Origin of the sequence: Rhodococcus sp. EPR-134 (genome assembly GCF_001647205.1) — a bacterium.
Lineage (GTDB): Bacteria > Actinomycetota > Actinomycetes > Mycobacteriales > Mycobacteriaceae > Rhodococcus_F > Rhodococcus_F qingshengii.
Genome location: NZ_LVCT01000262.1, coordinates 1 through 12,016 on the forward strand (window position 1 = coordinate 1; position 12,016 = coordinate 12,016).

At 61.8% G+C, this 12,016-nt stretch carries 12 protein-coding genes and 1 pseudogene; all 13 read left to right on the forward strand.

The annotated features are described in order from the left end of the window. Positions 1–897 (forward strand): annotated as a pseudogene (locus A2J01_RS36355) (cutinase family protein); the annotation flags it as partial. 148 nt (positions 898–1,045) lie between these two features. Continuing rightward, on the forward strand, positions 1,046–1,375 hold the full coding sequence (hypA, locus tag A2J01_RS11705) for a hydrogenase maturation nickel metallochaperone HypA (RefSeq protein WP_073512368.1): 330 nt from the start codon (positions 1,046–1,048) through the stop codon (positions 1,373–1,375). A 2-nt stretch (positions 1,376–1,377) separates the two neighbouring features. Continuing rightward, positions 1,378–2,190 (forward strand): hydrogenase nickel incorporation protein HypB, encoded by an 813-nt coding sequence (gene hypB / locus A2J01_RS11710; protein WP_064112746.1) that lies wholly within the window; start codon positions 1,378–1,380, stop codon positions 2,188–2,190. Positions 2,191–2,371: 181 nt separating this feature from the next. After that, the gene (locus A2J01_RS11715) at positions 2,372–3,487 is read left to right on the forward strand and encodes a hydrogenase expression protein HypE (protein ID WP_042922651.1); all 1,116 of its coding nucleotides are present in this window, start codon (positions 2,372–2,374) and stop codon (positions 3,485–3,487) included. A gap of 54 nt (positions 3,488–3,541) precedes the next feature. Next, entirely contained in the window at positions 3,542–5,335 is a 1,794-nt protein-coding gene (locus A2J01_RS11720; RefSeq protein WP_007735075.1) for a nickel-dependent hydrogenase large subunit, read from the forward strand. 3 nt (positions 5,336–5,338) lie between these two features. Then, complete coding sequence (locus A2J01_RS11725) at positions 5,339–6,241, forward strand: NifU family protein (protein WP_064112747.1); 903 nt, start codon at positions 5,339–5,341, stop codon at positions 6,239–6,241. A gap of 19 nt (positions 6,242–6,260) precedes the next feature. Next, a complete protein-coding gene (locus tag A2J01_RS11730) occupies positions 6,261–6,881 on the forward strand; it encodes a DUF5947 family protein (protein WP_042922570.1) in 621 nt (206 codons plus the stop codon). After that, on the forward strand, positions 6,878–7,516 hold the full coding sequence (locus tag A2J01_RS11735) for a DUF6084 family protein (RefSeq protein ID WP_007735081.1): 639 nt from the start codon (positions 6,878–6,880) through the stop codon (positions 7,514–7,516). Before A2J01_RS11730 ends, A2J01_RS11735 begins: the two co-directional genes overlap by 4 nt. After that, positions 7,513–8,874, forward strand: coding sequence for a hypothetical protein (locus tag A2J01_RS11740; RefSeq protein ID WP_064112748.1), 1,362 nt, complete (start codon positions 7,513–7,515; stop codon positions 8,872–8,874). Before A2J01_RS11735 ends, A2J01_RS11740 begins: the two co-directional genes overlap by 4 nt. Positions 8,875–8,922: 48 nt before the next feature. Beyond that, positions 8,923–9,042: a DUF6893 family small protein gene (locus A2J01_RS37440; RefSeq protein ID WP_442971560.1), complete on the forward strand. Its 120-nt coding sequence runs from the start codon at positions 8,923–8,925 to the stop codon at positions 9,040–9,042. Positions 9,043–9,048: 6 nt separating this feature from the next. Next, complete coding sequence (locus tag A2J01_RS11745) at positions 9,049–9,543, forward strand: hydrogenase maturation protease (RefSeq protein ID WP_047271381.1); 495 nt, start codon at positions 9,049–9,051, stop codon at positions 9,541–9,543. 3 nt (positions 9,544–9,546) lie between these two features. Beyond that, positions 9,547–9,834, forward strand: a complete 288-nt coding sequence (locus A2J01_RS11750) for a HypC/HybG/HupF family hydrogenase formation chaperone (RefSeq protein WP_007735086.1) — start codon at positions 9,547–9,549, stop codon at positions 9,832–9,834. After that, a partial coding sequence (gene hypF / locus A2J01_RS11755; RefSeq protein WP_064112749.1) for a carbamoyltransferase HypF occupies positions 9,831–12,016 on the forward strand: 2,186 nt, incomplete at its 3' end. The genes A2J01_RS11750 and hypF, both read left to right, overlap by 4 nt.

Here is a 12,016-nt window from a genome sequence, read left to right on the forward strand (position 1 = left end):
CTGAAAGGCAAGATTGCGTCGTTCTGCTCTGACGGCGACCTCACCTGCGCAGCCCCCGAGAACATTTCACTCCTGATCCTGGCGGCAAACGTCGGTCGGCAGCTCAACGTCGACCAGTTGCAAGCGCAGAATCTGACGCCCGCCACCGGCATGGATATCGCGGTCGTGATGGGACGCGTGATGTTCGACGCGTTCAACGACATCTCGAGCAATCCCACCTGGATGCAGAGCGACGAAACCTTCCTCGATGTCTTGCTGAAGGTGTCCGACCCGGCGTACAAGCCGAGCGAGGCCACCACCAAGCCAGTCGCAAAGGACTCGGTTTCCACGGAGGAAGTGTCGCCGTTGGCGTACCTGCCGCAGAAACTGTTCAAGGAAATCGTCGGCCTCATCGCCACGAACCAGAACACGATCCCCGTCGTCATGAACGATCCGTACGGCCTCACTTTGGGCCCGGACGTCGGTCACCACTTCGACTACTGGCGTGATTCGGATGCTGCAAACGGCAAGCCCCTGACGTCAGCGGAGTATGCAGCGGCGTGGCTGACTTATCTGGCCAAACAGGCGCAAGACGGCAAGCCGGTCGATTCGTCGGCGAAGCCGACCGCAGAAGAGATGGCGGATGCCATCGATGCCTTGGCTGCTTCGCCTTCGGTTACCGACTCGGCCAAGCCCACCACAACCACGGGCGCAGCTGCACAACCCGCACCCGCAGGTTCGGGATCTGCAGCACCGGCACCCGCGGTGCCGACGACGTCATCGGTTGCGCCGGCCGCGACGCCGAGTGTGACGTCGACCGTGGCGCCGTCGACTTTGGTCCAGTCGAGTGCACCGCCCGCCGCGACCACGGCGACGACAACATCGACGACAACGACGACACAAGCTGCAGCCGGCTAGAGGTTTCCGTTCGTCAAAAACGCTGTCACAGGCTGCGATCCGCAATAGTTGCGGATCGCAGCCTGTTTTCGTGTACGGGTTACGCACAGAGACCGTTGGTGCTTATCGTGGAAGGGAGGTTTCCGGATCACGAATCGTGGGTTTCACCGTGCACGAGCTGTCCATTGCGCAGAGTGTGGTCGAAGCCGTGTGTGAGCGTGCCGGCGAGCGACGAGTATCGAGCGTGCGGCTTGAAGTAGGGCAACTCTGCGCGGTGGTTCCACACTCTCTGCTGTTCTGCTTCGACGTCGTCACCGCGGGTACTCACGCCGAAGGTGCCAGCTTGCACATCGATGAGATTGCAACCAGCGCGCGATGCAAAAGCTGCGGCGTGATGTTCTCGCCGCCCGACATGTTCTTGCTGTGTGAATGCGGCAGTGCTGATGTCGAGGTGCTTGCCGGCCGAGAGTTACGGATCCTGTCGATGGAAGTGAGCTGAGCATGTGCGCGACGTGTGGGTGCGGGGACACCACAGGACCTCGGGTGTCGGTAGTCGCAGACGGAGAACAGGAGCAGGAACACGACGATCATGGGCACGGTCATGGGCACGGTCACGAGCATGACCATGAGCACGGCCACCCCGACCACACCGTGATTCTCGAGCAGCAGGTGCTCGCCAAGAACGACGGCATTGCGGTTCACAATCGTCAGTGGATGCGGAGCCGCAGAATCACGGCGATCAACATCATGAGTTCCCCCGGCGCGGGGAAGACGACATTGCTGGCGCGAACTATCCGGGAGCTCGGATGTCAGCGACCGATAGCCGTGATCGAAGGTGACCAGGAAACCCGGCTCGACGCCGAGCGGATCCGAGAGACCGGCGCGTCGGTGGTGCAGGTGAATACCGGGGCCGGATGTCACCTCGATGCCGCGATGATCGACCGCGCACTGCGCGCCTTGGATCCCGCTGAAGAATCGCTGCTTCTGATCGAAAACGTCGGAAACCTGGTGTGCCCCGCGCTCTTCGACCTCGGCGAGGAAGGCAAGGTTGTCCTAATTTCGACGCCGGAGGGGGCAGACAAGCCGAAAAAGTACCCACACATCTTCGCTGTCGCGGACCTCGTGGTGATCAACAAGATCGACTTGCTCCCATACGTCGAGTTCGACGTCGATGCCTGCGTCGAGCAGGCGAGAATACTCAATCCTGCTGTGCGCGTTGTTGTTTTGTCTGCCACGACAGGTGAGGGCATGGACGAGTGGTATGAGTGGATCGGTAGTCGTTCGGCGATTTCTCCGGTGGCCGTTGACAACTGATCTGCTCGGGTAGTTAATGAAATGAGTGGGTGCCACGCAAGTGGGCCGAGGTTCGACTCCGGTGGCGTCAGCGTTTCGGTGCCGCGGCAATTCGGGGCCACAGAGTCTTGAGGCCATAGCGTGTCAGGCCAGTCGCGGCGCTGAGAGTCAAGGCGCAAGTGCACCCGTGAAAGCGGCTGACATGGACACACAAAAATCGACTGCTGGCACCACGGCGGAACCTGCCTCCGAAAGCGCAGCTACCCCCGCAAGCGCAGCGGCCAAAGCGGAAGAAACTCTGATCCACGTGCTGTGGATCAATGCCGGTCTCAGTTGCGACGGAGATTCGGTGGCGCTCACTGCAGCCACGCAACCCAGTATCGAGGAGATCGCGCTCGGCGCCTTGCCCGGCCTGCCGCAGGTAGCGGTTCATTGGCCGCTCATCGACTTCGAATGCGGACCGCAGGGTGGCGCTGACGATTTCCTGGAGTGGTTTTGGAAAGCCGACCGCGGAGAACTGGAACCCTTTGTTCTTGTTGTCGAAGGATCGATACCGAACGAGAAACTTCACGACGAGGGGTATTGGTGCGGCTTCGGGAACAATCGCGAAACCGGCCAACCGGTCACCACGAGCGAATGGCTCGACAAGCTGGCACCGAAAGCCACTGCGGTAGTTGCGGTCGGTACGTGTGCGACCTACGGCGGCATACATGCGATGGCCGGCAATCCGACCGGTGCGATGGGCGTGCCGGACTATCTCGGGTGGACCTGGAAATCGAAGGCGGGCATCCCGATCGTCTGCGTTCCCGGGTGTCCCATTCAGCCGGACAACCTCTCCGAGACCTTGACCTACCTTCTGTACATGGCCACTGACCAGGCGCCGATGATTCCATTGGACGAATCCCTGCGCCCGCAGTGGCTTTTCGGTGCCACCGTTCACGAGGGCTGTGACCGTGGCGGATACTACGAACAGGGCGAGTTCGCGACGGAGTACGGGTCGCCGAAGTGTATCGTCAAACTCGGATGTTGGGGACCGGTCGTGAAATGCAATGTCCCCAAACGCGGTTGGATCAACGGAGTCGGCGGGTGTCCCAACGTCGGCGGGATCTGTATCGGATGCACGATGCCGGGATTCCCCGACAAGTTCATGCCGTTCATGGATGAACCACCTGGCGGCAAACTCTCCACCAATGCGGTGGGAATGTACGGGTCCGTGATTCACAGTCTGCGCCGGATCACCGGAAACACGTTGGACAAGGAACCGCACTGGCGCGAGCGCGGGTCGAAATTACTCACTGGTGCGACGCGTACGTGGTGACCGACCGGATACATTCAAATCAGTTCGTGAGCAACGTCTCTGGGAGGCACTGCAATGACGGCCATCGTTCCCGAACCCACCTCGACTGCAGACCGCGACGGTCTTGTCGAGATGGCGTGGGACCCCATCACCCGAATCGTCGGCAGTCTGGGCATCTACACCAAGATCGACTTCGCCAATCGCGAAGTGGTGGAGTGCCACAGCACGTCGTCGATCTTTCGCGGGTATTCCCTGTTCATGAAGGGGAAGGACCCGCGCGACGCGCATTTCATCACCAGTCGTATCTGCGGCATCTGCGGTGACAATCACGCCACATGCTCGTGCTACGCACAGAACATGGCGTACGGCGTCAAGCCGCCGCATCTGGGCGAGTGGATCGTCAATCTCGGCGAGGCCGCCGAGTACATGTTCGACCACAACATCTTTCAAGAGAATCTTGTCGCCGTCGACTACTGCGAGAAGATGGTCTCCGAGACGAATCCCGGTGTGCTGGCGCAGGCAGAGAACACGCGCTGCCCGCACGAGGAGCAGCACGGGTATCGCACGATCGCGGACATCATGCGGACTCTCAATCCGTTCACGGGTGAGTTCTATCGCGAAGCGTTGCAAGTCTCGCGTTCGACTCGCGAAATGTTCTGCTTGATGGAGGGCAGGCACGTTCACCCGTCGACGCTCTATCCCGGCGGCGTCGGCACCGTCGCGACGATCGAACTGATGACGGACTACATGTCGCGGCTGATGCGGTACGTCGAATTCATGAAGAAGGTCGTGCCGATGCACGACGACCTGTTCGACTTCTTCTACCAGGCGATGCCTGGTTACGAAAAGGTTGGCCTGCGGCGGACCCTGCTGGGTTGTTGGGGATCGTTCCAAGACCCCGAGTACTGCAATTTCTCCTACAAGGACATGACCGACTGGGGCCGGAAGATGTTTGTCACTCCCGGTGTGGTTGTCGACGGAAAGTTGGTCACCACGGATCTGGTGGACATCAACCTCGGTATCCGAATCATGCTGGGCTCCTCGTATTACGAGGACTGGAGTGATCAGGAGATGTTCGTCAAAACCGATCCGCTGGGTAACCCGGTCGATCGCAGGCACCCGTGGAATCAGCACACCAACCCCCACCCGCAGAAGCGGAACCTCGAGGACAAGTACAGCTGGGTCATGTCACCGCGATGGTTCGACGGAAAAGACAACCTTGCTCTGGACACGGGCGGGGGAGCATTGGCTCGTCTGTGGAGCACCGCTCTGGCCGGCCTGGTCGACATCGGATACCTGGAGTCGACCGGACACAGTGTGAAGATCAATCTTCCGAAAACAGCACTGAAGGGTCCTGTCTCGCTCGAGTGGAAGATTCCCGAACATGGCAGCAATACCCTCGAAAGAAACCGCGCGCGAACGTATTTCCAGGCATACGCAGCCGCGGCTGCCCTTCATTTCGCCGAGAAGGCGCTTGTCGAGATCCGGGCCGGCCGGACCAAGACGTGGGAGTCGTTCGAGGTCCCGGACGAGGGTATCGGTTGCGGATTCACCGAAGCCGTCCGCGGAGTTCTCTCACACCACATGGTGATTCGTGACGGAAAAATCGCGAACTATCACCCGTACCCACCGACACCGTGGAATGCGAGCCCGCGCGACAGCTACGGAACCCCCGGTCCGTACGAGGATGCCGTGCAGGGTCAGCCGATCTTCGAGGAGAACGATCGAGACCACTTCAAGGGCATCGACATCATGCGGACCGTGCGTAGTTTCGATCCCTGCCTGCCGTGTGGTGTTCACATGTATCTCGGCGGTGGCAAGACCCTGGAGAAGTTGCACTCTCCGACGCAGTCCGTGACCGGGGAGTGATCGATGGAGCAATCGGCCGACTACTGGCGCGGAGCAGGTGAGCGCATCGAGACGTTGTTGCAGGCCAACGCCGGCGCAGGCCCGGTGGCGAGAGATCGCGCCGAGCAACTGGTGCGTGAGGTCGTGCAGTTGTACGGCGCAGCACTCGAACGCACCGTCGCTCTGGCAGATCCGGCCACGATGGATGCGATGGTTCGCGACGATCTGGTGTCCAGCCTGCTACTGGTGCACGGACTTCACCCGCACGACGTGGAGACCCGCGTCCGCACTGCGCTCGACAGCGTGCGTCCGTACCTCGGTTCGCACGGAGGCGACGTCGAACTGATCGAGGTGGCGGACGGCGTGGTGCGACTACGGCTTCTCGGAAGCTGTAACAGTTGCCCTTCGTCCTCGGTGACCCTCGAAACCGCGGTCCAGGACGCGGTGCAGGCGGCGGCACCCGAGACCACCGGAATCGACGTCGAAACACCGGATTCGCACGAGCTGAAGTCGGGTGTGATTTCGGTCGAGTCCCTGTTCTCGCACGTTCACGCCGACGGGGGAGGTACGCACTGGGTGGAGGTCCCCGAATTCGCCGAAGTCGAGGTGGGAGAGGTCGCGGGCTTCCGCGTGTCGGGCACCGATCTGTTGGTCTGCCGCTCCGGTGACGATCTGTACGCGTATCGCGACCATTGCCCGGTGTGTGAGCACTCGATGGCGGGGGCTGTGCTCGAATGCATGATGGGCCGTCCTGCCCGAGACGCCGCTGTCCTCACCTGTCCGACGTGCTCTGCCCACTTCAGTGTGTACGGGGCGGGAGCGCGGGTGGGCACCGGCTCCGAGCACCTGGCGCCTGTGCCGGTGCTGATTCGCGACGGAGTGCTCTCGGTCGCGCTTGCTGACGAGTCTGTGATACCGGTGACCTAGCCGTGAACGCAGCCCCGTCATGAAAGTCACTGTGGGAGAGGTGCTCACACGAATCGCCTCGTCGCGTGTCGTTCCGACCGGACCGAGGTGTGAGATGTGTGCGGCGGGCATAGGCGACGAACACCAGCACGTCGTGGACGTACAGGTCCGGAGCCTGATGTGCGTGTGCCGACCGTGCTATCTACTCTTTGCACCGGTCGACGCGGACCTTCGATACAAAGCGGTTCCCGATCGGTACCTCGAGTTTCCGGACTTCGACCTCGGCCCTGGCCGGTGGGAGTCTCTGGAAATCCCCGTCGGCCTGGCATTCTTCTTCCGCAACTCACTCCTCGACAAGTACATAGTCTTCTATCCGGGACCGGCCGGAGCTACCGAATCCGAGTTGCCCATCGACTCGTTCGAGACTGTGCTCGAGGAGAATCCGGGGCTCGCGCAGATGCGGGCCGACGTCGAGGCGTTGATCGTGTCGGTGCCCACGTCAGGACAATCGCCGAGATGCTTCGTTGTTCCCATCGACGCCTGTTACGAACTGGTGGGACGATTGCGCACCGTGTGGCGCGGATTCGACGGTGGCCAGGATGCCGCACGCGCAGTGGACGAGTTCTTCGGGCGCGTCGAGGCGCGAAGCAGGTCGGCATGACTGTTCTCGACTTCTCGATCGACAACATGGAGGTGGAACCGTACGCGGTTACGCCGAATCTGACGGTGAGATTGAGAATGTCGGAATCCACCGGCACGACCGTCCGTGCGGTGGCTCTGCGCGCGCAGGTACGAATCGAACCACACCGCCGACCGTACTCCGACGCCGAAGGCGAAGGTCTGCGCGATCTCTTCGGTCCGCGGGAGCGTTGGTCGAGTACGCTGCGCACCTTCCTGTGGATGGAATGTTCCACGGTCGTTCAAGGATTCACCGGAACAACGGTCGCGGCCTTGCCCATGGCGTGTACGTACGACTTCTCGGTGACGGCGTCGAAGTACATGCACGCACTCGGAGACGGAACGATTCCGATCGTGGTTCTACTGAGCGGCACGGTATTCACCGACGGACCGCGTGGGTTCTCCGTGCAGCAGATCCCGTGGGACAGATCTGCTGCCTACGAATTGCCGGTCGACGTGTGGAAACAGCTGATGGCTGCGCATTATCCGGCGTCTGGTTGGGTACGCCTCGACCATGAGACGATTGCCGATCTCGTGCGGTTCAAGGCAGCGCACGGCCTCACGGACCTCGATTCAGCCGTGCGGCAGTTGCTGACGGCGAGCCAGGTGCCGCGATGACTCGAACGGGGATGGATCACGACGTTCGGGCCGTGGCCGACGCCGTCCTGTACGAGGGATATCTTCTCTATCCCTACCGGGCCGGCTCGCCGAAGAATCAATCCCGTTGGCAGTTCGGGGTTCTCGGACCGCCCGGCGCCGCCGAGGTCGGAGTCGGCGAGGAACCGTCGATGTCCGCGCAATGTCTGCTCGGCGAATTCGAGCGGAACGGCGTCGAAGTTTCTGCGACTGTGAGATTTCTGCACCACCAGTCGCGGACGGTTGAACGACTCGGCGCCGGCGGGGCGTGGATCCCGGTCGATCGGTTGGTAGTCGGCGAGCGGGAGTCGATCTCGTGGGACGAAGCCACCGAGTCCGAGATCGTGTTGGGTCCGTGGGGTCTGGACGAACTCGAGGCCGGCGTCGAAGAAACCTTCTGTGCGGCCGGAGTTGTCGAAGGAGAGACTTTGTCGGACTCTCGGGGCAGGGTGGTCGGACGGATCGTTCGGACACGGCTTCCGGTGAATGGCCTGTTGGCAGTGAGCGCCTCCGCCGGGGACGGACGCACGGTGATTTCCGTGACGATCATGAACGCCACGAGCGTCGACGCACGGGACAAGGGCACGGCCACCGCGCAATCGATGCTGGGGACTCACGTCATTGTGAACTGCACAGGCTCGAGGTTCCTGTCGTTGTTCGAAGAAGCAGATCACTCGGAGCAGTTGCGGCAAAATCGCTGTTATCCGGTGCTTGCGGGGACCGAGGACCCCACTCACCCTGGCACATCTCCCACCGTTCTGGTGTCACCGATCATCCTGTACGACTTTCCCGAGATTGCGCCGCAGAGCGAGGGATCTCTCTTCGACTCGACCGAGATCGACGAAATTCTCACCCTGAGAATCCTTGCCATGACCGACGAGGAAAAGGCGCGGGCGCGAGCTACCGACTCCAGAGCTGCCGACATCATCGACCGATGTGAGCGATTGACGGACGACGATCTAGCCGGCCTGCACGGTGTGCTGCGAAATCCGCACGCCGGTTCTGATCTGATACCCGAGGTGCCTGACGGTGTGGACTGGTGGACCCCGGAAGCCGACACCAGTGTCCAACCACGCACCGACGCAGTTCTGATCAACGGCGTCCGTGTCTCTGGTGGAAGTACGGTTCGGCTCCACCCCTCACGCCGCGCTGATGCTCAGGACCTGTTCTTCGACGGCCGGATCGCCCACGTCGCCACCATTCATGAAGACGTGGACGGCGACATTCATGTTGGGGTGACACTGTTGGACGATCCGGCCGCCGATCTGCACAACTGGTACGGCCGCTACCTGTACTTCGCGCCGGACGAGATAGAGCCGATGCCGCGCGACAGCGCGTGACGTACTCACAGCTATCGAACTTCACAGCTATCGAGAGGAGAACTCGCCATGAGGAGCATGGGATTGCTGTCGACGGCACTTCTCGGCGCAGCCGCGATCGCAGCCGCGATCGTCCTGGTGGTGTCGATGCCGGACATCCAGCGCTATCTGCGAATGCGAAAGATGTAAAGCGCTGTGCGCGTGCTGATTGCAGGTGTCGGAAACATATTTCTCGAAGACGACGGATTCGGCCCCGAAGTTGTTCGGGCGCTGCAGCATGAGAATCTCCCATCGGGAGCTCACCTGGTCGACTACGGGATTCGGGGCGTGCATCTGGCGTACGACTTGTTGGAGTCGTGGGACGCCCTGGTCCTGATCGATGCCTTACCGGCGACCGGAGTCCCGGGCAAGCTCGCGATCATCGAAGTGGACCCCGAAAGTGAAGGCCCGCAAGGAGGTTTCGACGCGCACTCGATGCATCCGAGTTCGGTGTTTGCCAGCCTGCAGGCCCTCGGCGGAACACTCCCGCGGACGTTCGTGGTGGGGGCACATGCGAAATCGATCGGCGACGGAATCGGATTGAGTGCGGAGATGCGTGATTCGGTAAGGCAAGCCGCTTCTGCGGTGCTGGCACTCGTCCGGTCCATCGACGTGGACTGTGATGCCACCACACTGGGGCCGGAGGTGTGAGTCATGTGTCTGGGGATTCCGGGACGGGTACGCGAACTACTGGACGGATACGGAGGTCAACTCGCTCTCGTCGACGTGGAGGGGGCACCACGCAAGGTCAACATCGGAATGCTCGACGAAGGCACCGTCACGGCAGGTGACTGGGTGGTGATCCACATGGGCTTTGCAGTCGAGAAGGTCGACGAGCAGGGAGCTCGCCATGCTCGGGCCGGCCTCGAACTGATGGGCCGTGGTGGCCACGACGGTGAGGTAGTCGACTCCGATACTGGTAACGGCGAGGTCGGGACATGAAGATCGCCTGCCGTGTCATCGTTCGTGGCGTAGTCCAGGGGGTGGGCTTCCGGCCGTTCGTCCATGCGACCGCCACCGAACTGGGACTGTCGGGTTCGGTGGGAAATTCTGCTCTCGGTGTCGTGATCGACGTCGAAGGCGACGGAGAGACAATCGATGCATTTGTCGCTCGGGTGCGAAACCGCCCCCCACCGCTGGCACGGGTGGAGTCGGTAGAGCGCGAGGACTCGCGGCCGGTTGGTCGTGAGGGGTTTCGCATAGTCGAGACGGATGCGGGGTCGGTCGGGCGAACCTTGGCGCCGGCGGATGTCGGGATCTGCGACGACTGCCTCCGGGAACTGACTGATCCGAGCGATCGGCGATATCGTCATCCATTCATCACCTGCACCAACTGCGGTCCGCGATTCACGATCATCGAATCGTTGCCCTACGACCGGGCCGCTACGACGATGAAGCGATTCCCGTTGTGCGCGAACTGTGCGGCGGAGTACGTGGATCCCGCCGACCGCCGGTTTCATGCGCAACCGATTGCCTGCCCGCAGTGCGGTCCAACGCTATCGTTCGTGGAAGGGGACGCGCCCGCCGTGACCGGTGAGGGTGCACTGCTACGAGCCCGATCCCTACTGCGAGACGGGAAGATTCTTGCTGTCAAGGGAATCGGAGGATTTCACCTGGCTTGTGATGCCCGCGACGACCGCGCGGTTCACGAGTTGCGTGAACGCAAGCATCGAGCAAGCAAGCCGTTGGCGGTGATGGTGCGCGATGTGCCAGAAGCCAGAGAGTTGGGTGTGGTCGGTGATGCCGAGGCTGATGCCATGTCCTCGCGCGAGCGCCCGATTGTGCTGGTTGCCAAAGCGTCTGGATACGCGCTTTCCCCCTTGATTGCCCCCGGCATTCCGGATATCGGAATCATGCTGGCCTACAACCCGATTCAGCATCTTCTTCTGGGTTTGGCCGGAGAAGAGGCGGGCCCAGCGGTGTTGGTCATGACATCGGCGAACATCGGCGGTGAGCCGATTCTGTACTCCGACAACGATCTCGAACGATTGGGTGACCTGGCCGACGGGGTATTGACCCACAACCGTCCGATCTTGATGCCGTGTGACGACTCGGTGATGCGAATAGTCGGCAGTGGAAGACAGTTGCTTCGTCGCTCGCGCGGATATGCTCCGCTGCCCGTCACCGCGCCGTTCGACGTACCGCCTACCTTGGCGGTCGGGGCCGACCTGAAGAACACCTTCTGTCTTGCCGAGGACGGATATGTGTGGCCGAGTCAGCACATCGGAGACATGGGCGACCTCGCTGTCATCGACAGTTTTGCTGCGTCGGAGAGTCACTTCGAATCGATCACGGGGGTGGTGCCGCACCAGATCGCCTGTGACGAGCATCCTCGGTATCGCTCGTCCTCGTGGGCTCGCAGTCGTAGTGGTGACCGACCGGTGCGCATCGTCGGGCATCACCACGCACATGTGGCTTCCGTGATGGGGGAGAACGGCCGGGACGGGAGCGAACCAGTTCTCGGAATAGCGTTCGACGGCACCGGCTACGGGGCGGACGGCGCAGTGTGGGGAGGGGAACTACTGCTGGCGACGTACAAGGGTTATCGCCGTCTCGCGCATCTGGGATACGTACTGCTGCCCGGTGGCGATGCCGGAGTGGAACGGCCGTACCGAATGGCGCTCGCCCACCTGTGGCATGCCGGGTTGGACTGGGAATCCGACCTCGCGCCCGTGGCAGCCTGTCCGCCCCGAGAGCAGTCGGTCCTACTTCACCAGATGGAAACCGGTTTCGGGTGCGTGGACACCTCGAGCATGGGGCGGTTGTTCGACGCAGTCTCCTCGCTGACCGGGGTCCGTCAGAGGGTCGACTACGAAGCGCAGGCTGCCATCGAGTTGGAGGGGGTGTCGAGGGGAGTCGACAGCGCCGGTTCGCGGTACACCTTCGATTGGACGCAGTCGGACGACGATTCGTGGACAGCAGATCCGCGGTCGGTCATTCGGGCTGTTGTCCGCGATCTCCGGGAGAAGTTGCCCGCTGAAGTGATCGGCGCCCGTTTCCACGAATCCGTAGCGCACCTGGTGCTCGAGTGGGCAATTCGTGGCCGGGAACTGGCGGGAGTGGACGAGGTAGTACTCACCGGAGGTGTCTTTCAGAACCCTCTACTGCTCGTTCGGGCGTGTGC